Below are 23166 nucleotides of genomic sequence, written 5' to 3'. Positions count from 1 at the left end.
GGGCTCAGTCGTCGGTGAAGGTCTCGCCCAGCTCCGCCTTGCGCACCAGCAGTCCGGGCGGTGTGAAGCGTTCGCCGTGCAGGTCGCGCAGTTCGCGGGCCCGTGTCACGAACCCGGGCAGCCCGCCCTCGTACCCGTTGATGTACTGCAGGACGCCGCCCGTCCAGGCGGGGAAGCCGATGCCGAGCAGCGAGCCGATGTTGGCGTCCGCGACGGAGGTGAGCACGCCCTCCTCAAGGCAGCGCACCGCGTCCAGGGCCTCGACGAAGAGCATCCGCTCCTTGAGTTCCCCGAGATCGGTCATGCGCAGGGCGGGGTCGGTGAAGTGCTCGCGCAGCCCCGGCCAGAGCCCGGCCCGCCGCCCGTCCGCGTACTCGTAGAAGCCGGCGCCGCCGCTGCGTCCCGGACGGCCGAACTCGTCGATCATGCGGTCGACGACCGCGTCGGCCGGGTGGGGGCGCCAGTCGCCGCCCGCCGCCTCGGTCGCGCGCCGGGTCTCCTCGCGGATCCTGCGCGGCAGGGTGAGGGTGAGCTCGTCCATCAGGGACAGCACCTTCGCCGGGTAGCCAGCCTGGGCCGCCGCCTGCTCGACGGTCGAGGGGTCGATGCCCTCGCCGACCATGGCGACGCCCTCGTTGATGAAGTGGCCGATGACCCGGGAGGTGAAGAACCCGCGGCTGTCGTTGACGACGATCGGGGTCTTGCCGATCTGGCGTACCAGGTCGAAGGCCCGGGCCAGCGCCTCGTCGCCGGTCTCCCTGCCCTTGACGATCTCGACCAGCCGCATCTTGTCGACGGGCGAGAAGAAGTGCAGTCCGATGAAGTCCTTGGGCCGCTCCACGCCTTCGGCCAGCAGGGTGATGGGCAGGGTGGAGGTGTTGGAGCACAGCAGGGCGTCCGGGGCCACGGTCTTCTCGGCCTCCCGGAACACGCGGTGCTTGAGCCCGGGGTCCTCGAAGACGGCCTCGATCACCGCGTCGCAGCCGGCCAGGTCCTCGACTGCGGCGGTGGGTGTGATGCGGGCGAGGAACGCGTCACGTTCCGCCCCGGTCGTACGGCCCCGGGCGACGGCACGCTCCAGCAGGGCTTCCGAGTAGGCCTTTCCACGGGCGGCCGCTTCCACGGAGACGTCCTTGAGGGCGACCTCGATGCCCGCCTTCGCGCAGGCGTGGGCGATGCCCCCGCCCATCATGCCGCCGCCCAGGACGGCGACCTTGGCCACGGTGCGGGAGGGCATGCCCTGCGGGCGGTTGGCACCGGAGTCGACCGCCTGGAGATCGAAGAAGAACGCCTGGATCATGTTCTTCGCGGTCTGGCCGGTGACGAGGTCCGTCAGGTAGCGGGCCTCGACCACGAAGGCGGTGTCGATGTCCACCTGTGTGCTCTCCACGGCGGCGGCCAGGATGTTGCACGGCGCCGGATACGGTGCGCCGCCCAGCTTCTTGCGGAGGTTCGCGGGGAAAGCGGGCAGGTTCGCGGCGAACGCCGGGGTGCTCGGGGTGCCGCCGGGGATGCGGTAGCCCTTGGCGTCCCAGAGCTGGTGGCACTGCGGGTGCGCGTCGATGAACGCGCGTGCCCTGCCGAGCAGTTCCTGCGGGTCGGTGGCGATCTCGTCGACGAGACCCGCCTCGAGCGCGTCGGCCGGTGTGTACTGCCTGCCGTCGAGCAGCACCTTCCGCAGGGCGTCGGCGACACCGAACATCCGTACCGTGCGGACCACTCCGCCGCCACCGGGCAGCAGGCCGAGGGTGGCCTCCGGCAGACCGACCCGGGCGGCCGGGCGGTCCAGGACGACTCGGTGGTGGCAGGCGAGCGCGATCTCGTAACCGCCGCCCAGCGCGGCGCCGTTGATCGCCGCGACGACCGGCTTGCCCAGCGTCTCCAGCCTGCGCAGGGCCCGTTTGACGCGCATGCCGGCCTCGAAGGAGCGGTCGGCGGTCCCGGGTGTGACGGCGATCAGGTCGCGCAGGTCGCCGCCGGCGAAGAACGTCTTCTTGGCCGAGGTGAGGATGACGCCCTTGATGCCGTCGCGTCCGGCTTCCAGGCGGTCCACGGTGGCGTCCAGCGAATCGATGAATGCCGCGTTCATGGTGTTGGCGGACTGGTCGGGGTCGTCGAGGACGAGGGTGATGACGTTGTCGGTGTCCTCTTCCCAGCGGATGGTGCGGCTTTGGGCGGTGGTGGCCATGGGATGCGGTCTCCAGGGTTCGGGAGCGGCGCGGTGACGGCGCGGGCGACGGAGCGACGACAGCGCGGGCGATGGCACGGCGAATGGGAGGTGGCGGGGCTGAGGTGCTTCAGGGCGGCGCGGCGGGACGCGGGTCAGAGGCGTTCGACGACGGTGGCGATGCCCATGCCGCCGCCGACGCACAGGGTGGCGAGCCCGTACCGCAGGTCGCGGCGTTCCAGTTCGTCCACGAGGGTGCCGAGGATCATCGCGCCGGTCGCGCCCAGCGGATGGCCCATGGCGATGGCGCCTCCGTTGACGTTCACCTTGTCGAGTGGCAAGCCCATGTCCTTCACGAACCGCAGGACCACGGCCGCGAACGCCTCGTTGATCTCGACCAGGTCGAGGTCCCCGGCCGTCAGCCCCGCCTTGGCGAGGGCCTTGCGTGAGGCCGGCGCCGGCCCGGTCAGCATGATCGTCGGATCCGCTCCGGAAACCGCGGCGGAGACAATCCTGGCCCGCGGCCGCAGACCGTACCGCTTCCCCGCGGCGCCGGAACCGATGACGGTCAGGGCGGCGCCGTCCACGATGCCGGAGGAGTTGCCCGCATGGTGGACGTGCTCGATCCGCTCGACCCAGTGGTACTTCTGGAGCGCCACCGCGTCGAATCCGCCCGCCTCGCCGGCCAGGGCGAAGGACGGCTTCAGCCCGGCCAGGCTCTCGGCGGTGGTACCGGGCCTGAGGTGTTCGTCGCGGTCCAGGACCACCAGTCCGTTGCGGTCACGTACCGGTACGACGGAGCGGTCGAACCGGCCGTCCTTCCACGCCTCGGTGGCACGCGCCTGGGACTCGGCCGCATAGGAGTCGACATCGTGCCGGGTGAAGCCCTCGATGGTGGCGATCAGATCGGCGCCGATGCCCTGCGGGACGAAACCGGTCGTGTAGTTGGTCACCGGGTCCATCGCCCAGGCGCCGCCGTCGCTGCCCATCGGCGTACGGGACATGGACTCGACGCCGCCTGCGAGGACCAGGTCCTCCCAGCCGGAGCGGACCTTGGCGGCAGCCAGGTTGACGGCCTCGAGGCCCGAGGCGCAGAAGCGGTTCTCCTGGACCCCGGCCACGGTGTCGGGCAGGCCCGCGGCCATCGCCGCGGTCCTGGCGATGTCGGCTCCCTGGTCACCGACCGGGCTGACGACCCCGAGCACGATGTCGTCGATGCCGGCCGGGTCGAGGTCGGGGTACCGGCGGCGTACTTCACCGATCAGGCCGACGACGAGATCGACGGGCTTGGTGCCGTGCAGGGCGCCGTTTGCCCTGCCGCGTCCGCGCGGGGTGCGGATCGCGTCGTACACATACGCTTCGCTGGTCAACGTGGGTACCTTCCGGTCGTGCCGAGGCGGTCGGCAGTCGGGGGCGAGGGGTTCCGTGAGCGCGTGCGGCGCCGGGCTCCGAGGGGACGGGAGTGCGCGCTCAACCCAGCAGGGAGCGCCCGATGATCTCCTTCATGATCTCTGTGGTGCCGCCGTAGATCGTCTGGATGCGTCCGTCGACGAAGGCCTTGGCGACGCGGTACTCCGTCATGTAGCCGTAGCCGCCGTGTAGTTGGAGGCAGCGGTCGGCGACCCGCTTCTCCAGTTCGGTGGCCCACCACTTGGCCATCGAGGCATGCACGGCGTCGAGTCGTCCCTCGCTGTGCTCGGCGATGCAGCGGTCCATGAAGGTGCGTGTGACGGCCGCCTCGGTGGCCATCTCGGCGATCTCGAAGCGGATGTGCTGGAGGCGGGCGAGCGGGCGGCCGAACGCCTCGCGCTCCTTCACGTACTCCATGGTGACGTCCAGGATGTACTCGGCCGCGGCGGCAGCGGCGACCGCGATGGCCAGCCGTTCCTGGGCGAGGTTCGCCATGAGACAGGAGAACGCCTGGTTCTCCTCCCCCAGCAGGTTCGCCTTGGGCACCCGTACGTCGTTGAAGAAGAGTTCGGCGGTGTCCTGCGCCTTCTGGCCGATCTTGTCGAGGTTGCGGCCGCGCTCGAAGCCCTCCATGCCCCTCTCGACGACGAGCAGGCTCTGCCCGGCGCTGCCGCCCTCGGGGGTGGTGCGGGCCACCACGATGACCAGGTCGGCCAGGATGCCGTTGGAGATGAATGTCTTGGCGCCGTTGAGGAGGTAGTGGTCGCCCTGGTCGGTGGCGGTGGTGCGGATGCCCTGGAGGTCGGAGCCGGCGCCCGGTTCGGTCATGGCGATGGCCGTGATGGTCTCGCCGGAGGTGTATCCGGGCAGCCAGCGCTGCTTCTGCTCCTCGGTGGCCAGCCGGGTCAGGTACGGCCCGACGATGTCGTTGTGCAGGCTGAGCGCCACACCGGAGGCGCCGGCGCGGGCGAACTCCTCGATGAGCACGGCGCTGTAGCGGTAGTCGTCGGTGCCTCCGCCGCCGTACTCCTCGGGCACGGCGAGGCCCAGCAGGCCCCGGCGGCCGGCCGAGGTCCACACCTCTCGGTCCACGACGCCTTCCCGCTCCCAGCGTTCGTGGTGCGGGAGCACCTCCTTGGCGAGGAAGGTGCGCACGGTCTCGCGGAACGCCTCGTGTTCCGGGGTGAAGAGGTCTCGCTGCATGTCGTCGTCTCCGCGTCGGTGGATGGGTGTCGGCCGGCCGGTCTGCCGCTCAGAGCCAGCCCTTGACCTTCTCGATGAGCCGGGCGGGATCCGGCCCGGCGGGCGTGACGTTGAGCATCGTCACGCCGGCCTCGCGGAAGACCTCGATCCGGTCCCTCACGTAGCCCTCGGGGCCCGCGAGGCTGACGAGTTCGCACAGTTCGGCGGGGACGGCGGCCTCCGCCTCCTTCTTCCGCCCGGCGAGGTAGTGCTGCTGGACGACGGCCGCCTCCGCCTCGTAGCCGTAGGAACACACGAGGTCGTAGTAGAAGTTGCGGCCGGGGGCGCCCATGCCTCCGACGTACAGCGCGATCGTGGGCCGCATCAGGTCGCGTACCGCCTCGGCGCCGTCGCCGATCGCGAGCAGGCCGCCGGCGACGACCGACAGCGGCGGGAGAGCGGCGTCGCGCAGCGCGGCGCCCTCCGCGAGCGGACCGCCCCAGACCTTGCCGGCGTGCTCCGGGACGTAGAGGAACGGCAGCCAGCCGTCGGCGAGTTCGGCGGTCATACGGACGTTGGCGGGGCCGAGCGCGGCCACGTACACGGGGATCGCGGCCCTCACCGGGCGGGTGAGCAGCTTGAGCGGTTTGCCGAGGGTACCTCCCTTCTCCGGAGGCAGCGGCATGTCGGTGATGCCGTGGTGCTCGATCACCTCGCGTCGCCAGATGCGCCTGGCCAGACCGATGGTCTCGCGGGTGCGGCCGAGCGGCTTGTCGTAGCGGCGGCCGTGCCAGCCCTCGACGACCTGGGGTCCTGACGCGCCGATGCCGAGCATCGCCCGGCCGCCGGTCAGGGCGTCGAGTCCGGCCGCGGTCTGGGCGATGAGCGCGGAGGTGCGGGAATAGACGTTGAGGATCGCGGAACCGATCCTGACACGTTCCGTGCGGGCGGCGAGGTATCCCATGATCGTCGGGGAGTCGAAGCCGTACGCCTCGGCCACCCAGATGGCGTCGAGTCCGGCGGACTCGAGCGCGGCGGCCTCGTCGGCGGCGGTGCGCGGGTCTCCCGCGTACTGGAGAGGAGTGGAGAGTTCCATCAGCGCTCGGCCTCCTGGGCGGCTGGCGGCTCGTCGGGCGATTCGTCGGGCGGCGCGGCCGGGGACGTGGCGGGCGGCGCGGCCGGGGACGTGGACGTTTCCGGACGCGCGCCGAGCCGGGCCACGCCCCAGTCGCGTGCCACCTCGGGGGTGTGTGCGCCGGGGACGGCCGGCGGCAGCCGCAGGCCGCCGGGGGTGGCGGAGAAGCGGGGGGCCACGCCCGGCTGGACGAGGCCATGGGCCTCGGTGAAGGTGCCGCGGTCCGCCAGATGCGGATGGCGGGCGGCCTCGCGCAGCGAGAGCACCGGGGCGACGCAGGCGTCGGTGCCCTCGAAGACGGCGGCCCACTCGTCGCGGGCCGCGGTCTTGAACCGTGCGGCGAACCGGTCCCTGAGCTCGGGCCAGCGGCGCGGATCGTTGCGGTCCGGCAGGTCGTCGGCGGCGAGTCCGAGGAGACGTACGAACTCCCGGTAGAACTGGGGCTCCAAGGCGCCGACGGCCATCCAGCCGCCGTCGCCCGTCTCGTACACGGCGTAATAGGGGCAGCCGCCGTCGAGCAGGTTGCGGCCCCGGCCGTCCTGCCAGGTACCCGAGGCGAGCATGCCCCAGACGATCGAGGTGAGGTGCGCCGTGCCGTCCACGATGGCGGCGTCCACCACCTGGCCCTCGCCGGTGGCACGGGCGTTCAGCAGTGCGGCGAGCACACCGGTCACGAGGTAGAGGGAGCCGCCCGCGTAGTCGCCGAGCAGGTTGGCGGGGATCGCCGGCGGGCCAACGGGCGTGCCGATCATGCCGAGGGCGCCGGCGGTGGCGATGTAGCCGATGTCGTGTCCCGCCCGGGGCGCCAGTGGTCCTACCTGGCCCCATCCGGTCATCCGGCCGTACACCAGCGCCGGGTTGGCGGCCAGGCACTCCCCGGGGCCGACACCGAGGCGCTCGGCGACTCCCGGGCGGTAGCCCTCGATCAGGATGTCGGCGCGTTCCGCGAGCGCCATGACGGTGGCCGGCCCGTCGGCCGACTTGAGGTCGACGAGGACGGAACGCTTGTTGCGGTTGGTCAGGTCGTGTGCGGGGCTGATGCCGAGGGGTGACGGTTCCGGCCGGTCGACGCGTACGACGTCGGCGCCCATGTCGGCGAGGAGCATCGCGGCGAAGGGGCCGGGACCGATCCCGGCCAGTTCGACCACGCGGACACCGGTCAGCGGTCCGGCGCCGCGCGGTGCCGCGGCGTCCGCCATGTGTGTCCTGGTGGAGGGCGCGGCGTTCCCCGCGGAGGGCGTGGCGTTCGCCGCGGAGGGCGTGGCGTGGGCCGTGGTGTCACTCATCGGGACCCTTCTCCGTGTCGTGCCGGGCTCTTGGTCGCGGGTACGCCCGGTGGATTCGCTCTGCGCACCGTTGAGGGGGCGCGGTGCGCCGGTCACGTCGTGCTCACACCGAGGCCGAGCGTTTCCATCCCGGCACGTACGAGTTCGGGGACCGCGGAGGCCGCTCCGCCGGGCCGGCAGCCGGGCGGCGGCCCCTGACCGGCCTCGCGGACGGCGACACCCTGTGCGATGACCGCGATCTTGAAGTGGGCCAGGGCCAGGTGGAAGGACAGGTGTGTCAGGTCGCGGCCGCTGAGGAGGGCGTACTGCTCGGCCAGTTCCAGCGGGGCCGGGAACTTCGGGTCGGTCGCGGCCGGGTCGCCGAGCAGGGCGTCCACGACCGGTGAACGGTAGGCGAGGAACATCCCCAGATCCGCCAGCGGGTCGCCGAGCGTGGACAGTTCCCAGTCCACGACGGCCCGGACACGGCCCACGTCGTGCCGGTCGAGGATCGTGTTGTCGATCCTAAAGTCGCCGTGCACGAGGCTTGCTTCGTCGCTCTCCGGCGGTGCCGACTCCTCCAGCGCCTGGTGCAGGCGGTCCAGATCCGGCAGCGGACGGGTGGCGACCAGATCCCACTGGGAGCGCCACCTCCGGAGCTGGCGCAGCACATATCCGCGCGGCCGGCCGAGGTCGCCGAGACCGACGGACTCCGGTGGGACGGCGTGCAGCCGCGCCAGTTCCGCGACGAGTGCGTCCGCACACCGGCAGAGCTGGTGCGGCGTCATGCCCTCGGTGTCGGAGCGGTGGCGCAGGACGCGGCCCTCGACGTACGAAACCACCGTGAACGGGGCGCCGATCACCCGGTCGTCCTGGCACACGGCCACGGTCTGCGGGACGGCCACGCCGCTGTTCCACAGGGCACGCATCACCCGGTACTCGCGCATGACGTCGTGGGCCGAAGGTGTCAGGCCGCCCAGCGGTGGCCGTCGGACGATCCAGTCGTAGCGGCCGTCGGACACGCGGTAGGTCAGGTTGGAGCGCCCGCCCTGTACGAGTACGGCGGTCAGAGGGCCCGTGCAGTCCGGCACATGCTCCGTGAACCACGCGTCGAGGGCTCCCGGTTCGAGGCCCCGAAGTGCGGGCGCGAGTGCGGGCGCCCGGGTGCTCCGACCCCCGGCGCCGTCCACGCCCGAGGCCGCCGGGGACTCGTGGGCGGCACTCATGCCCGGCCTCCGGACGAGACCTGCCCGGCCCCGTCGGTGTCGGTCGTCGGGGCGGACTCCGCCGGGCGGCCGTCCGGCGCGCCGTGGCGGCGCACCGCTCGCCGGGCTATGGAGCGGCGGTGCACTTCGGACGGACCGTCGTAGACGCGGAAGGCCCTTACCTCGCGCAGGTAGGCGGCGAGGGGAAGCTCACCGGAGAGGCCCGACGCGCCGCACATCTGGACGGCCCGGTCGACCACTCTGCCGACCGCCTCCGCGACGAACGTCTTGGCGACCGAGGTCTCCTGCCGGCCCGGCAGACCGCTGTCGAGTACCTGGGCCGCCTCCCTGACCAGGGCCCGTCCTGCGGCGAGGTCGATCTCGTTGTCGGCGATCTGCTGCTGCACCATGCCGAGGTCGCCGAGGCGGCTGCCGAACGCGGTACGGCCGCAGGTGTAGCGCACCGCCGTCTCGTGGGCGCGTGCCGCGAGCCCGAGCCAGCGCATGCTGTGCGTCAACCGTGCGGGCTCCAGGCGGAGTTGTGCCTGGGCGAAGCCCTGGCCCACGGCGTGTCCCAGTACGGCGTCGTCCCCGACCGCGCAGTTCGTGAGTGCGATCTCGCAGTGGCCGCCGGTGAACCCCGAGTCCAGGGTCGGTATGTGCCGCACCACCTCGAAGCCGGGTGTGCCGGTCGGCACCAGGAAGACGGTCGCTTCCGGTTCGCCGCCGCCCCGGTCGGTACGCGCCATGACGAGGGCGAACGCGGCTCCGTCCGCGCCGGTGACAAACCACTTGCGGCCGTCGATCACCCAGCCGCCGCGGGCTCGGCGTGCCCTGGTGGCCAGTTGTGAGGGGTCGGAGCCCGCGCCGGGCGCCGGTTCGGTCATGGCGAAGCAGGAGCGGACGGCGCCCTCGACGAGCGGCTCTAGGTAGCGGCGGCGCTGGTCGGGGGTCGCCGTCCTCGCCAGGAGGTGCATGTTGCCCTCGTCGGGGGCGGCGCAGTTGAGGGCGAGTGGTCCGAGAAGGCTGCGTCCGGCGGTCTCGAGTACGACCGACTGCCCGCACAGGTCCAGGCCGAGACCGCCGAGGGCCCTGGGTGCGGTGGGGGCGAAGATTCCCGCCGCCCGCGCGCGCTGCTGCAGAGCTCGGCGCAACCGGTCGTCCGGCGCGCCGGTGCCGGACAGCATCGCCGCCTCGGCGGGCTCGGCCACATCGCGGACGAAGTCGGCGGTGCGGGCGCGTAGTTCTTGGATCACCGGCTCGGGTCCGGATCCGTTCGCCATGGGTTTCCTCTCAACCCGCCGGACAAGGAGGTTACTTAGCGCTCGCTAAGACAGTACGAGTGAGGGTGGAGGCGGTCAACTCCCCTGCCGCAACCGGCTTTGGGTGCTCCACATCGCGCTCCGCATCGCATTCCCGCCGAAAGTCACCCGGAGAGAGGGCAGAGACGCGCTGGATTTCCGGCCCATCCTGGATGCCGGACACGGAAACCACTGAGCGGGTGATAAGTGAACTGTGGGCCTCTCAACGGCCCGGCGGACGTACGATGTCCCCGTCGTCGACCCACCCGAGGAGCCCCGTTGAGCACCGAACCGAGCCAGGTCGCCCCTCCCCCGCAGCACTGGCGCACGTACGGGCCGCTCGAACTGCACCCGATCCTGCTGCACGCCATGGAGGCGTTCAACGAGCACGGCTACCACGGCACTTCGGTGCGGGACATCGCGGGCCGCGTGGGAGTCACCGTCCCTGCGCTCTACTACCACTACGAGAACAAGCAGGCCCTGCTCGCCACGCTGCTGGAGACATCGATGAAGGATGTCCTGGACCGCTGCCGGGCCGCGGCCGCCGAGGCCGGCGACGACCCGCTTCCCCGGTTCTGCGTCATGGTCGAGTCGATCGTGCTCTACATGGCCAACCGGAAGGGCCTCGCCTTCCTCGACACCGAGATCCGGAGCCTCGAGCCGCAGAACCGCGCCCGGTACGTGGCACTGCGCGACTATCTGGAGCACATGCTGCTCGACACCGTGAAGGCGGGCATCGCCCAGGGCAGCTTCACCACCCCGATACCCGTCGACGCGGTCCGTGCGGTCCTGATCATGTGCCAGGGAGTCGCCAACTGGTACCGGGCGGAGGGCACGCTCAGCGCCGAGGAGGTCGCGGAACGGCATGTGCTCCTGAGCCTCGGCACGGTGGGGCACCCGGGAGCGGTCTCCGGCGGCGGCTCGCTTCTCCTTCCGCACCGGGTGACGCACAAGCCCCGCGCCGTACGGTAGCGGCGGTCGGCTCCGGGGCCGTCGGCCCGGCCATGGCGATGGCGATGGCGGCCGGGGCTCGCACCCCGGCCCGTACGCCCGGCACTTGGTCTCAGGACGCGGCGCTCTCCTCCGTGACGCCGCCGGAGCGGCGCAGTTGCTCGTTGATGCGCAGGGCGTCTTCGAGCTGGTCCTCGAGAATGATGATGCGGCAGGCGGCCTCGATCGGCGTGCCCTGGTCGACGAGTTCGCGGGCGCGGGCGGCGATGCGCAGTTGGTAGCGGGAGTAGCGGCGGTGGCCGCCCTCGGAGCGCAGCGGGGTGATCAGGCGTGCTTCGCCGAGCGCCCGCAGGAAGCCGGGCGAGGCGCCGATCATCTCGGCGGCGCGGCCCATGGTGTAGGCCGGGTAGTCGTCATCGTCCAATCGGTCGGTGGTGGGCGGCCGGGTCTCTGGGGGCATTTGCACCTCTTTCGGAACGCGTCGAGGGGCCCCGATGCCGTTACGGCACCAGGGCCCCGAGGGGTTTCAACACCATCTCCCGGCGCTGTACGCCGGTTTCCTGTTTCCGCATGTCCGCTCACGAGGCCGGAGATGCGGGGATCGCGAATGCGTGACCGGGGACCACCTTCCAATCCGGGGTCTGCGGCACCCGAACGGCCTGCACGCCGCTCAGGCGATCCTGATGGCGTCCACTCCTCTCTTACTGATCTTCCTGCTGTTCTCTTGCGGGTACTGCTCGTGTCCGTACTGCTCGGCGGCCCTGCGGCCGCCCGGCCCGGCGATCAGTCCTGGGACCTTCGAACAACTCCTCGGCCCGAGGACTCCACCGCCGTGCCGCTCACTGTTCACGGCAGTTCGTCTCTGCCGTGCTGTGCTGACTTCGTCGGCTACAAAAAGAAGTCTAAGCAGAGCGAACGCAAATGTCTATCGTGGCGAGGATAGATTTTCCGGAGGCTCTGGAGGAGGTATGCGGAGCGCCGATCGCCGGGCGGATATCCGCCCGGCGGCCCCGCCGTTCCCTCCGCCACCGGGCGGGCCGACCGGCTAGTAGACTCGGCGGTCATGTCGAACCCTGATGGTCTGCTCGCCGACATCGCCGCCATGGTGGAGTCGGAGCAAAGCAATCAGATGTCCCTCACCGTGGTCGTATCCGGTGCCATCATCACCGGACGACTGGCCCCCGAGGCCATGTGGAGGCAGCGCGTCGCAGAAGTGCTGAAGGACTCCGATCGGCTGGGCTCCTTTTCCACCGTCTTCATGAACCCCGACGCGCACGTTCCCTCGCGGCAGCCCGGTGCATCGCCCACCCACCTGCACTTCCACCTCGCGCGCATCCTCCAGGGCACCCTCGGGATCCCCGAGACCGGCGGCATGTACCGCGTCGCCCTCCGTGACGTGAGCGCCTGGACAGTGGGGGACATCAGCTACTCCGAACACTGAGCAGCCCCACCCCGCCCACATCCCCTCACGGCTGCGCCGGCTCCTCCGGGAGCCCGCGCAGCCGTTCTCCTGCGTGGCGACGATGTGGGGCGCGGGGCTCCGCGGCCCCGGCGGCGCCCCCGGCGGTCGGGCCAGATCCGGGGCGGCCCGTCGTCCCCGTCGCTCCCGTCGTCCCCGTATCCCTGTCGCTCCCGGGCCGGCCCTCCGCCGGCACACAGCGACGGACCCGCTACGCACCGCGGGTGCGGGGCCGCCGGCTGGACTGGCCGGGGCCTCGGGCGTCGAATGGGACCGGTAACAGGCCGCGTCCCGGCACCGTGGCGGGCGCCGGGACGGCGTCCACGAGGCCCCGCCGTGCCGGGGACGCCGCCGCCGGAGGGAGTACGGCGATGAGTGATCGGCCCATTTCCGACTACGCACTGCTGGCCGACTGCCAGACCGCCGCACTGGCCGGCCGGGACGGCTCGGTGGACTGGCTGTGCCTGCCGCACTTCGACTCCCGTGCGGTCCTCGGCCGTCTGCTGGACAAGGACGCCGGTCACTGGTCGCTCCGCCCCTCCGCCCCCTTCACGGTGCGCCGCGCCTACCTCGCGGACACCATGGTGCTCCGCACCGAGTTCCGTACCGCCACCGGCACCGTCGCCCTCACCGAGGCGCTCGCCGCCGGCCCCAACGAACGCGGCCACGAACTGGGCACGCACGCCCCGCACGTCCTGCTGCGCGCCCTGGACTGCACGGACGGACGAGTCGAGATCGAGGCGGAGTTCGCACCACGGCCGGAGTACGGCCTGATCAGGCCGCTGCTCATCCCCGAGGACGGGCATGTGCGCTGCCACGGCGGCCCTGACACGCTGGATCTGTCCACCCCCGTCCCCTTCTCAGTCGCGGGCGGAGACATGGCGCGCGCACGGTTCCCCCTGTGCGCGGGGCAACGGGCCGCGTTCGCCCTCCAGCACGCGCCCGCGGGCCGGTCACCCTCGGCGTGGACGCAGGCCGAGATCATGGAGCAGCTGCACGGCACCATCGACAGCTGGCGGTCGTGGTCCGCGCTGCACCAGTCGTACGAGGGGCCGTGGCGCGAACTCGTCCATCTCAGCGGCCGTGTGCTGCAGGGGCTGACGTTCCAGCCCACCGGCGCCGTCGTGGCCGCGCCGACCACCTCGCTGCCCGAGGAGCCCGGCGGCGTCCGCAACTGGGACTACCGCTATGCCTGGGTGCGTGACGCCTCCTTCACTCTGGACGCGCTGTGGGTGGCCGCCTGCCCGGACGAGGCCGAGGCGTTCTTCCGCTGGATGGCGCACGCCGCCGCACAGGCACCGGACCGCCGGCTCGACCTGCAGATCATGTTCGGCATCCGCGGCGAGCGCGACCTCAGCGAACGCAGGCTCGCCCATCTGTCCGGCTGGCGGGGCAGCAGTCCCGTCAGGATCGGCAACGCCGCCTGGAGCCAGCGCCAGCTGGACGTCTACGGGGAACTGCTGTCGGCGGCGCACCGGCTGTGCGACTACCTCGGCGGACTGGACGGACCGGCCCGGGCGTTCCTGGCGGGACTGGCCGACGCGGCCGCCGAGCGCTGGCGCGAGCCCGACCAGGGGATCTGGGAGGTCCGCAGCGCGCCCCAGCACTTCGTATACAGCAAACTCATGTGCTGGGTCGCGCTGGACCGGGCCGTCGCCCTCGCCGGGGAACTCGACGCGGCCCACCGGGTACCGGACTGGGAACGGACCCGGGAGGAGATCCGCGCTGCCATCGAGGAACACGGCTGGAGCGAGGCCGCCGGCTCGTACACGCAGGCGTTCGGCTCGGACGTACTGGATGCCTCCGTCCTGATGATGCCGATCGTCGGCTTCACCGACGCCAACGCGCCCCGGATGACCGCCACCATCCGCGCGATACGGGAGCGGCTCATGGATCCGGCCGGACTCGTGCACCGCTACCAGGACGCCGAGGACGGACTGCCCGGCGGCGAGGGGGCGTTCCTGCTGTGCACCTTCTGGCTGGCACACGCGCTGGCGATGGCCGGTGAGCTCGCCCGGGCGCGCGAGGTCTTCGACCGGGCCGTCGGCTGCGCCAACGATGTGGGACTGCTCGCGGAGGAGTTCGACACGGCCGCCGGCGAGCCGATGGGCAACTTCCCCCAGGCGTTCAGCCACATCGGGCTGGTCAACGCCGCATGGGCCATCAGCCGGGCGGAGCAGGGCGACACGAGGACCTTCGCCGCCGGGCAGGCCCGGCCCCAGCCGGGCGGCTGCTTCCGCTTCGGCGAGGCGGCGGCTGTGCCGCGGAACCGCTGACGGCGGTGCCGCCCGGGGCCCGGGGTCGTGCCGGGTACAGGCCGGAAGAGGCGACGGCGTCCGGGGGGCCGAGCCGGGCCCCGGGGACATTGGCGGGCAGGGCGCCCGACGCCCGTCCTATCGTGTACCGCTGCCGTCCGCGCCGGGACGACCCGACGGGAGAGGCGGCGGAGTGCCGGACGCGTACAGGGTCGTGCTGGACGCCGAGTTGAGCAAGGCGTTCGACGTGTGGTCCGGCTGTCTGGACGCTCGGACGGGTGAAGACCCGCAGGCCCGCGCCCGACTGTGCTCCATGCTGGAGTCGGCCCGCGCATCCGCCGCCGAGGGTGATGCCGCCACCGCACGCGCGTGGGTGGCGGACATGTACGAGGACGCCAGGGAAGCCGGACTTCCCTGGGCTCCCTCGCCGCCGCGGCCCTGCGAGGCGGACCGGCAGGCGCGCGACTACGCCAAGGACGCCCTGCCGCAGGTGCTCCCCCTGGGACTGCGGGACCGTCTCGACCACATCGCGCTCTCCCTGCGCGTCACGGGCCGCCGCCTCCAGACCGCCCCCGGCCTCGACGAGGCCACCCGCCAGGACGTCCACTACATCACCGGCCGGGCTTGGATGGCCCTCGACCTCGCCCACCCGACCGCGGCACGACACGAACTGGAACGCCTCGAGGCGATCGCACGCCGCTGCGGCGCAGCGCCCTGACGCGGCCACAGCTGATCACCGTCCGGCGCCCCCCATCAGGGCCGTTTCGCGCATCACATCCGTCCCGAGTGACGTCCGGGCCGCCTGCTCCCGTCCGGTGGGCGTCGGCAAGCGAGCCGAGGAGCGCGAAACGATGAGCGCACGGAGCAGGGGACCGGCACTGCGACCGCGCACCGCGTGGTGATCACGGGGGCGGGATACGGGCATGGCCCCGGCCGTCCGGCTCGCGGCCCGGGTGAAGCGGCGCGAGCGAGTGCGGGTGACTGTGCTGGACGCGCGGGAGCGGTCCACCGAGAGCATGCGGCCCGGCGAGCCCGGCATACGGCTCAACCGTGTCACCGGCCACACGGTCGGTGACCGTGTCGCGGGATGCGCGGCCCTCGCATCAGGACATGTCCCGGGACCGGGACCCCGAGGGCTGCGGGGAGCGCTCCCGGGGGCCTCGGGGCGGTGGCGCGGGCGGCGTCCCGGAAACCCGGACGGCTGACTTTGGCGGGGATCGACTTTGAGGACCGCGCTCGGGGGCAGGAGCGATCCATGGTTCATGTCGAAGAAGCCGACCGGCTGCCTCCCTGTTCGAGGTGTGGAGGAGGCCTGCTCACCAGCGCCGTCATGCCGCAGGAGGACGAGTCCGGCAGACCGATCCACCTCGAGCTGTGTCCTGAGTGCGATGTCGGGGAGAGCGCCGCGGGCGCACTGCTCGAGTTCTTCGAGAGCGGTGCGGGACACGACATCGATCGTGCCGCCGAGGGTGCCGCCCTGCTCACGGCCTGGGCGCACGAGGGGATGGCCACGCACGGCTGGTTGTACGTGCCCAACGAAACCGACCTCAGGCGGCTCCAGCAGCAGCGTGATCTTCTCCGGGAACGCATCGGCGTCGCACCGCCGGGTGAACGCCGGCGGCTGCAGCGCGAGATGCGCGAGCTCTCCCGCACCCTGGCCGCGTCCACCGAGGCACTCGATGCGGAGGCGGCGATACTGCGCGACGAGGTGTGCGAGGGAGCGGAGGGCTCGGCGTATCCGGACGACCCCGACACGGCGCCGGACGACTTCGGGGATGACGGCGGGGGTGACGAAGGTGATCCCGGACGTCCGGGCCACGGGCCCGACACCCCCGGCGCCGGCCCCGGACCGGACCGCTGAGACGGGACGTTCCGGACGTCCCACCGCACGCGGCACCCGCTCCGTGCACACCACCGGCGGCCGGTGGTCGGACCGCCGCGCTACGTTGCCCGCGTGGCGGAGTTCGTACTGGTGGCAGGGGCATGGCTCGGAGCCTGGGCATGGGACGAGGTGGTGCCTGCCCTGCGCGAGGCCGGCCACGGCGTCCACCCCGTTGACGCTGTCGGGCCTCGCTGACAAGCGTGACGTGCCGGCAGGGCGGCAGACCCACGTCCGGTACATCGTCGATGAGGTGGAGCGGCACAACCTCCGTGAGGTCGTTCTGGTGGGTCACAGCTACTCCGGCATCCCGGTCGGTCAGGCCGCGGAGCGGATCGGGGACCGCCTGGCCCGGGTGGTCTTCGTCGACTCCGAGGTTCCGGTCGACGGCGAGTCGTTCGTCTCCGGCTGGTGGGCGGGTCCGGCGGCGCTGGAGACGGCGATCGCCGGGAACGACGGTTTCCGGGCCCCGCTGACGGCTGCCGAATTCGAGGGCCAGGGGCTCACCGACGAGCAGGTCACGCGGATCACGGGCGGTTCGACGCCGCATCCGGGCGCCACGCTCACCGAGCCTGCCGTACTGACACGTCCGCTCGGCGAGCTGCCGGCGACCTACATCAAGTGTCTGCTCGACGGCCCGGAGCCGAACGACGACGTGGCCCGCCTGCTGGCCGGAGAGCGCTGGCGGCTGGTCGAGACGGACACCGGCCACTGGCCGATGTTCTCCCGGCCGGAGGAGCCGGCCCGCGTCCTGCACCGGTCGGTCCCGGAGTCCGCCGGGGATTCCTGAGCCCCCTGGCCCGGTCGGGCCTCTCGGAGCGCCGCAGGCGGCCTTCCGAGAGGCCGCCGCACGCCGCCCCCGCTGGGCTCACGGGCCCCAGCGGCGCCCGGCCGGTCATGCCCGGCCGCGAGTGCCCCTCGCGGCCGGGGCGTCACCGGCGGCTCAGGAGCGTGGTGTGACACCGAACAGTGAGGCCGCGGCGATGGCGAGCTCCTCGGCGGCCCAGTCCGCCGTCTCCACTGGTACGGCCATGCGGCGCATCGCCGCGGACGTGATGTCCTGGATCAGCGTCAGCCGCATGACCAGCGCGCCCGGACCGCTCGCGCCTCCCCGCGCCGGCCCCATCAGGCTCGTCAGCACCTCCTGGGAGGTGTTCTGGAGCTCCTTGAGGGTTTCCCAGCTGCTCGGCGGGCGGCGCCGCGGAGGCGCCTGCCTGTTCCCGGGCTGCGGGACATCCAGGGCTTCCGCCAGCCGGTCCGGAAGAGTGGCGTACCACTGCGCCATCGCCCCGTTCATCTCGGCCTGGAGCCCTTCGAGCAGGATCACCAGCACCAGGGAACCGGTGGCGACACCCACCGCGGCGGGGCGGGCCGCGTACGCGTTCGCGTCGGCGGAGCGGGAGGAAACACCGAGGTAGGAGCGGAGGACGACGGGTATGTCTTCCTGTGACGCAGCGTTCGACTGCGCGGGAGCGATCGCGGCTCGCACGTGGGTCAGTGCCTGGGCCGCCCGCTCGGAAGCCGCCTGGCAGGCGTAATCAGTGGGCACGGGACGCACCGCTCCTCTCCGCCGGCCGATCGTGCTGTCGACAGCGGCATTCCTGTTGTGTGTGGTGTTGCACGGTAACGGAGGGCCAGCGGTTCAAAGCACCGCGTGAAGACCACCGAGGGCTGAGAGTGGCACCAGGTGTGGCGCGCCGTCCAGTGTTCCGGCTGTTCTTCGGGCAGCTCGGAGCCGGTTTCCTCGCCTCGGCCTTCCCGTTTGCCCCACTCTGGGGGCTCTGTCCGCCGGAGTCGCCCCCTATCCAGCCCGGACCTGGGGGGTCCTGCCTGACGTCGCCCGTTTTCACGGGTGAGCGTCGTACCGGCCCCGGAAGCGACACCCCTGGCAGGCAGCCGTACGGCGGGTCGCCGTGCAGCAGGTTGCCGTACAGCAGGTTGCCGTGCAGGATGCCCGTGCCCGGCACCATGCGTCCGGTCCGCATGCCCGGCACATGTTCCGGGGTCAGGCCCGGCCCGTGTCCGGCGGTCACCGGCGGGCCCCGCGCCCGGACACGGCGGCGAACGCCTGCGGCGGCAGCGCGACCGGGGTACGCCATGCGATCCGGCACACACCGTCGGGATCGGCGGCGCCGATGTGCCTCACATTTCCGACAACCTGTCACAGCACGTCTCCGGGCCTGCCGCCTGCCCGGATGCCGCACCCCATGCCTGTGGACCCAACGGCGCGCTGTGCGACGGCAGTTGAGCTTGAACGGAACATGTCGCGAACCGATCCCGGATCCGCCGGGGCGGACATCATCCCATGCGGCACCGGGCCGCGGCGGCCGTTCGCGTCAGCGGATCCGGCGGACTTGCTGGTTGCTCAGTTCGTAACGGGCGCCGACGACGGCCAGTTGTCCCGTACCGATCCTCGCGGCGAGGTCCGGTTCGGCGGCGAGCCGTGAACGGACGAGCCGGACGTTCCCGGTGATCGCCGCGTCGATGCGCGCCTCTCCGTCAAGACGGTGGTCTATGGCCGGCCGTATCTGTTCTGCGAGGTACTGGATGTGCGTCGGCAGTTGCTCACCGGTCTCGTCCGCGTGGACGGCGGCGGACACGGCGCCGCACGACTGGTGGCCGAGCACCATGATCAGCGGGATACCCAGTTCGAGAACGCCGTATGCGATGCTGCCGAGGACGGCCTCGTCCAGGACCTCCCCCGCGGAGCGCACCGTGAGCAGATCCCCCAGCCCTTGGTCGAAGACGAGTTCCGGGGGAACCCGCGAGTCGACACAGCCGAGGACGACGGCGAATGGATGCTGACCGGCGATCAGTTCCCTTCGTACGGCGTGGGTTTCGTGGGGGTGCCGCTCGTGGAAGGTGCGCCAGCGCCGGTTGCCCGCCTCGAGTTCCCGCAGAGCGGCTTCGGGTGTGGTGGGGCGGGGACGCGTGGTCCCGCCCGGTCCCGTCAGAGCGGCGGAACCGGGTGCCGTGGCTGAGACAGGGCCGGATGGACCCGACGCGGAACCGGAGGACACGAGGGCGGACGGGGCGGACGACGCCGACGAGGCACCGAGGGCCAGTCCGGTGCCGAGGGCGGCACCGCCCGTCAGGGCGGCCCGGAGAAGGGTCCGCCGACCGGGAGCCGGGGCGGCCGGGGCCGCGCCTTCGAGTTCCGTGGAGGATTCGGAGTTGGGGGTCACCGTGGCAACGTACGTTCACCCAGGCACACCACCGGTTCACGTTGGTGCATGCTTAGCCCGTAGTTGAAGGTCTCTTGGCGGACACGTTGCCGGATTCCGGCGGGAACCGAGAAGCCACACCGCTCGGTGCCGCTCGGCGCGACGCACGGCGTACCGACATGCTCAGTGACTCCGCGAGGGTGCGGCGGGTCCTCCCCGCAGAAGCGCGCCCTCTGCCCGCCGGCGCGACGCCGGCCGGGCACGCCGGAGGGGCCCGCCCGGCCGTCCCCTTCGCAGGACGGCCGGGCAGGCTTCCGCGTCGTGTCCGGCAGAGCCGGCCTGTCCCTGCCGGACGACGGCGGATCAGGGTCGCTCGCCGGCCGGATCAGCCGTGGCGGTGAGCCGCGCGGTCCGGACCGGGTCCGTTCCCGTGAGCGGGCCCGTGGACGTCTGCCGAGCCGGTCCCGACGGGCACCGGCACGGCGGCCTCCTGCGTGCCGGGGTCGGGGCGCAGCACCGAGCCCAGCCAGCACAGGGCGAATCCGGCGGGAATGGTGAGCAGCCCGGGGGCCTCCAGGGGGAACACATGGAAGTCCCGGTCGGGGAAGAGGGCGACGGGGGTGCCCGAGGCGGCCGGTGAGATCGCCACGAGGGCCGCGACGAGCAGGGGTGTGCCGCACAGCGTCAGAAGCACCCCGGTGGCGCTCGTCCTCCTCCAGAACAGGGTGCACAGCAGGACCGGTGCCAGCGTGGACGCGGCAGCCGTGAAGGTGAAGGAGAACAGGATCTGCGGGTTGCGGTGCTGGACCAGGACGGACAGCACCACGGCGACGGCTCCGACGGCCACCACGGCCTGCCGGGCCCTGGTGACCTCGCGGGCGGTGGCGTGCCGCCCGTGCCGGTCCGGCCGGAGGGCGAGGTCATGGGCGACGGACGCGGCGGCGGCGACGGCGATGCCGGCCACGGCAGCCAGCGTGGTGGCGAAGACGGCGCAGGCGACAAAGGCGAACAGGAAGCTGTGCCCGCTCGCGGCCCCCTCGTCGAGGGCTCCGGTCACCATGAGCAGCGCGGTGCCGCCCGCGGGGTCGGCGGCGCGGAGCCCTTCGGCGCCGACAAGGGCCGCGGCCCCCAGGCCGACGACCACGACCCCCGCGCAGACCAGCGCGACCGCGCCGACGGCCCAGGCCATGGTCGTCCGCACGTCCCGTGCGCGGCGCAGCGGGTGCAGCCGCATGGTCACGTGCGGCATGCAGGCGGCGCCGAGGGCAAGGGTGAGCTGGAACCCGAACAGGTTGAGCCTGCCGACCGCCGAGTCCCCGAATTGCAGGCCGGGGGTGCCGTAGCGAGCGCTGCGGCCGCTGCCCACCGCGGCCGCGTCGAAGAGCCGGGCGGGGTTCCAGCCGAAGCGCTGCAGTACGAGGCCCGCGAGCAGCAGGATCGCGGCGAGGACCACCACCGTCTTGAGGATCTGAATGTATCCGGTACCGCGCATCCCGCCGAAGGCGGAGTAGCAGACCATCAGCGCGCCCGTGGCGACGGTGCAGCCGGTGAGCGCGCCTTCGGGCAGCCGCAGCATCACGGTCATGATCTTGCCGGCGGCGGTGAGCTGGACGACGAGCAGCGGCATCAGGATCACCAGCGCGGCGATGCCCATGGCGATCCGCACGGACCGTCTCCTCAGCCGCTCGGCCAGTACGTCTCCGAGTGTGAACCGGCCCTTGCCGCGCAGCGGCTGGGCCAGCACGAGGGTCAGCAGGACCAGTGAGAGCACGGTGGCGAGGGCGAAGAGGATGCCGTCGTAGCCGACGAGGGCGACGGATCCGGTGGTGCTCAGCAGGGTGGCCACGGAGATGTAGTCGCCCGCGACCGCCAGACCGTTCTGTGCCGGTCCTGTGGACGCACTTCCCGTGTAGAACTGCTCGGGCTCGTCGGAGTCGGCGGCCGCCAGCCCGCACAGCAGCAGGGAGACGGTCACGAACGCGACGAAGAGCATCAGCGCGACGGCCCGCCCGTCGAGACTTCCGCCGCTCATCCGTCGTCCCCGGCCCGGTCGGCGGCGTGCGGGGCAGCGGCCCACAGGATCAGTGCGCAGTCGGCGAGGGTCAGTACGAGCAGCAGGGGGCCGAGCAGGCCGTGGGCCAGGGAGCCGGCCAGCACGACGGCCAGGTGGACGGCGAGCACCCGGACCGCGCGCCGTTGGGGGTAGGAAATGGACATGGCGGTCACGTCACCATGCGCCGCCCGCCCCGTACAGTCGCTCCGGCCGCTGTGGTGCGCTCGCACCGCCGGCCGTGGCGGACCTTGTGCGGACGCACAACTCCCCTGCCCAGCAGGGGACATGCGTGGGAGAGGCCGCACGGACCGAGCCGTACGGACCGACGGGTCGGGATGGGTCGGCCGCTCGGTCGGAACGGATCAGGCGGACGCGACGGCCCGGCCGGACGGAACGGATCAGGCGGACGCGACGGCCCGGCCGGACGGAACCGGTCGGGCCGGCGGACTGAGCGGGTCAGGCGGGCAGCAGCCGCCGTGCGGTCAGCGCGAGGCTGAACTCGACGACGTCCGCGGGACGGGTCAGAGATCTCCCGGTGAGCTGCTCGCAGCGGCGCAGCCGGTTGAGCACGGTGTTGCGGTGGCAGTACAGACGGGCGCTCGCCCGCTGTGCCGAGCCGTCGCAGTCCAGCCAGACGGAGAGCGTGTCGAGCAGCAGGTCCCGGTCGGAGGGGTCGAGGCGGAGCAGGGGCCCGAGCACGCGGTCGGCGAGCGCGGAGCCGAGGGCGGGGGCCGAGACGACCAGCGCGGTCGGCAGGTGCTCCTCCAGGAGTACGGTCCCGCCGCTGCGCGGGCAGGCGCGCAGAGCGGTCTCCGCCAGTCTGCGGGCGTCGCCGACGGCGGCAAGTCCTTCGACGACGGAGCTGACGCCGATCCTGGCGCCGGGTGGTCCCGTCATGGTCGCGGCCAGTTCGCCGAGGCTGCCCTCGCCGATCAGGACGATGCCGTACTCCATGTCCTCGCCGGCGTGCCACAGCACCCGTCCGCCGGTCCGGCCGCAGGCCGGGCGGGGGCCGGTGCGCGGGGCGCCACGGCCGCCGTCGACCGCGACGACGGCGTAGCGACCCTGTTCGGGCAGGTCCAGCGCGGCCGACACCTCGGGCAGATCGGCGATGCGCGAGGTGCCGTCCAGGAGCGCGGCCGCCATCACCCGCAGCCGGTTCTCGCGGCGCCAGGTGAGCCGGCGCTCCACCTGGCGGTAGGACTCGGCGACGAGGGAGCAGTGTTCGTCGACGAAGCTCCAGACGTCGGCGGCGACGTGTACGAGGAGGCGTACGTCCTCGGGGCGGGACTCGGCCGTCACCTCGACGAGGTTCTTCCAGACCATGCCGCCGCCGAGCCTGAAGGCGTGCAGCAGCGCGTCCAGTGGCATCCCCTGCTCGGCCCGGTCCGCGCCGATCTGCCGGGAGCAGTTCCGGGCGGCGTCCCTGGTCCGCCTCGGATCGATCAGCGAACCGACGCTGAAGCGCAGGGAGCGGTGGGCCTCCTGCCACACGTCGGCGGGATCGGACTCGATCGCCGCCCGGTACGCCGGTTCGTGTTCCCTCAGTGCCGCGACCAGCTGATCGGTCAGTTGCGGCAGGTCGTCGAGGAGCACGCGTGCCGAGCGGTGGAGCACGGCCAGCGCCTCCGTGTCGACGAGAGAGGGAACCCGCGCCCGGCCGTGCGTCGTGGTGGACGGGACTCCGGGCAGTGCCCGGATTCGGGTACGTACGGCGTTTTGCATCGCGGCCCTCCGCCG

At 72.3% G+C, this 23166-nt stretch carries 19 protein-coding genes and 1 pseudogene; 6 read left to right on the top strand and 14 right to left on the bottom strand.

The genetic code is table 11. From position 1 onward, the window contains the following. Nucleotides 1–4 precede the first annotated feature (4 nt). The 7 genes from GUY61_RS03375 to GUY61_RS03345 all read right to left on the bottom strand — a co-directional run bounded on the left by GUY61_RS03375 (nt 5) and on the right by GUY61_RS03345 (nt 9647). A complete protein-coding gene (locus GUY61_RS03375; protein ID WP_166628516.1) occupies nt 5–2188 on the bottom strand; it encodes a 3-hydroxyacyl-CoA dehydrogenase NAD-binding domain-containing protein in 2184 nt (727 codons plus the stop codon). 134 nt (nt 2189–2322) lie between these two features. Then, a complete protein-coding gene (locus tag GUY61_RS03370; protein ID WP_166628515.1) occupies nt 2323–3537 on the bottom strand; it encodes an acetyl-CoA C-acetyltransferase in 1215 nt (404 codons plus the stop codon). A gap of 100 nt (nt 3538–3637) precedes the next feature. Further along, complete coding sequence (locus GUY61_RS03365) at nt 3638–4780, bottom strand: acyl-CoA dehydrogenase family protein (RefSeq protein ID WP_166628514.1); 1143 nt, start codon at nt 4778–4780, stop codon at nt 3638–3640. A gap of 49 nt (nt 4781–4829) precedes the next feature. Continuing rightward, the gene (locus GUY61_RS03360) at nt 4830–5855 is read right to left on the bottom strand and encodes an LLM class F420-dependent oxidoreductase (RefSeq protein WP_166628513.1); all 1026 of its coding nucleotides are present in this window, start codon (nt 5853–5855) and stop codon (nt 4830–4832) included. Then, the gene (locus tag GUY61_RS03355) at nt 5855–7093 is read right to left on the bottom strand and encodes a CaiB/BaiF CoA-transferase family protein (protein WP_166628522.1); all 1239 of its coding nucleotides are present in this window, start codon (nt 7091–7093) and stop codon (nt 5855–5857) included. Before GUY61_RS03355 ends, GUY61_RS03360 begins: the two co-directional genes overlap by 1 nt. A 179-nt stretch (nt 7094–7272) precedes the next feature. Next, entirely contained in the window at nt 7273–8385 is a 1113-nt protein-coding gene (locus tag GUY61_RS03350; RefSeq protein ID WP_166628512.1) for a phosphotransferase family protein, read from the bottom strand. Next, on the bottom strand, nt 8382–9647 hold the full coding sequence (locus GUY61_RS03345; protein ID WP_166628511.1) for an acyl-CoA dehydrogenase family protein: 1266 nt from the start codon (nt 9645–9647) through the stop codon (nt 8382–8384). Before GUY61_RS03345 ends, GUY61_RS03350 begins: the two co-directional genes overlap by 4 nt. 297 nt (nt 9648–9944) lie before the next feature. Between GUY61_RS03345 and GUY61_RS03340 the strand changes: the two genes are divergently transcribed. Next, nucleotides 9945–10637, top strand: a complete 693-nt coding sequence (locus tag GUY61_RS03340) for a TetR/AcrR family transcriptional regulator (protein WP_166628510.1) — start codon at nt 9945–9947, stop codon at nt 10635–10637. 91 nt (nt 10638–10728) lie between these two features. On the opposite strand, the gene GUY61_RS03335 is transcribed toward GUY61_RS03340, so the two are convergent. Next, entirely contained in the window at nt 10729–11076 is a 348-nt protein-coding gene (locus GUY61_RS03335; RefSeq protein WP_166628509.1) for a MerR family transcriptional regulator, read from the bottom strand. 210 nt (nt 11077–11286) lie between these two features. Further along, on the bottom strand, nt 11287–11466 hold the full coding sequence (locus GUY61_RS03330; protein ID WP_166628508.1) for a hypothetical protein: 180 nt from the start codon (nt 11464–11466) through the stop codon (nt 11287–11289). A 213-nt stretch (nt 11467–11679) separates the two neighbouring features. Here GUY61_RS03330 and GUY61_RS03325 point away from each other — a divergent pair, with 213 nt between their 5' ends. The 5 genes and pseudogenes from GUY61_RS03325 to GUY61_RS03305 all read left to right on the top strand — a co-directional run bounded on the left by GUY61_RS03325 (nt 11680) and on the right by GUY61_RS03305 (nt 16999). After that, complete coding sequence (locus tag GUY61_RS03325; protein ID WP_166628507.1) at nt 11680–12057, top strand: hypothetical protein; 378 nt, start codon at nt 11680–11682, stop codon at nt 12055–12057. Between the two features lie 389 nt (nt 12058–12446). Further along, on the top strand, nt 12447–14351 hold the full coding sequence (locus GUY61_RS03320) for a glycoside hydrolase family 15 protein (RefSeq protein WP_166628506.1): 1905 nt from the start codon (nt 12447–12449) through the stop codon (nt 14349–14351). Nucleotides 14352–14523: 172 nt separating this feature from the next. After that, nucleotides 14524–15048 (top strand): hypothetical protein, encoded by a 525-nt coding sequence (locus GUY61_RS03315; RefSeq protein WP_166628505.1) that lies wholly within the window; start codon nt 14524–14526, stop codon nt 15046–15048. 537 nt (nt 15049–15585) lie between these two features. Continuing rightward, entirely contained in the window at nt 15586–16191 is a 606-nt protein-coding gene (locus GUY61_RS39050; protein ID WP_208105507.1) for a DUF6300 family protein, read from the top strand. Nucleotides 16192–16284: 93 nt separating this feature from the next. Next, nucleotides 16285–16999: pseudogene (locus GUY61_RS03305) on the top strand (alpha/beta fold hydrolase). Nucleotides 17000–17152: 153 nt separating this feature from the next. Here the strand turns inward: GUY61_RS03305 and GUY61_RS03300 are convergent. The 5 genes from GUY61_RS03300 to GUY61_RS03280 all read right to left on the bottom strand — a co-directional run bounded on the left by GUY61_RS03300 (nt 17153) and on the right by GUY61_RS03280 (nt 23151). Next, nucleotides 17153–17758, bottom strand: a complete 606-nt coding sequence (locus GUY61_RS03300) for a hypothetical protein (protein ID WP_166628504.1) — start codon at nt 17756–17758, stop codon at nt 17153–17155. Nucleotides 17759–18545: 787 nt separating this feature from the next. Next, nucleotides 18546–19394: a carbonic anhydrase gene (locus tag GUY61_RS03295; RefSeq protein WP_313896486.1), complete on the bottom strand. Its 849-nt coding sequence runs from the start codon at nt 19392–19394 to the stop codon at nt 18546–18548. Nucleotides 19395–19758: 364 nt separating this feature from the next. After that, nucleotides 19759–21405, bottom strand: a complete 1647-nt coding sequence (locus GUY61_RS03290) for a cation acetate symporter (protein WP_166628503.1) — start codon at nt 21403–21405, stop codon at nt 19759–19761. Beyond that, complete coding sequence (locus GUY61_RS03285; RefSeq protein WP_166628502.1) at nt 21402–21590, bottom strand: hypothetical protein; 189 nt, start codon at nt 21588–21590, stop codon at nt 21402–21404. Before GUY61_RS03285 ends, GUY61_RS03290 begins: the two co-directional genes overlap by 4 nt. Before the next feature lie 292 nt (nt 21591–21882). Next, complete coding sequence (locus GUY61_RS03280; RefSeq protein WP_166628501.1) at nt 21883–23151, bottom strand: CdaR family transcriptional regulator; 1269 nt, start codon at nt 23149–23151, stop codon at nt 21883–21885. Nucleotides 23152–23166 lie beyond the last annotated feature (15 nt).

It is taken from the genome of Streptomyces sp. GC420 (genome assembly GCF_009916105.1).
GTDB lineage: Bacteria > Actinomycetota > Actinomycetes > Streptomycetales > Streptomycetaceae > Streptomyces.
Note: the sequence above shows the minus strand (reverse complement) of the source record. Positions and strands in the feature narration are given on the sequence as shown.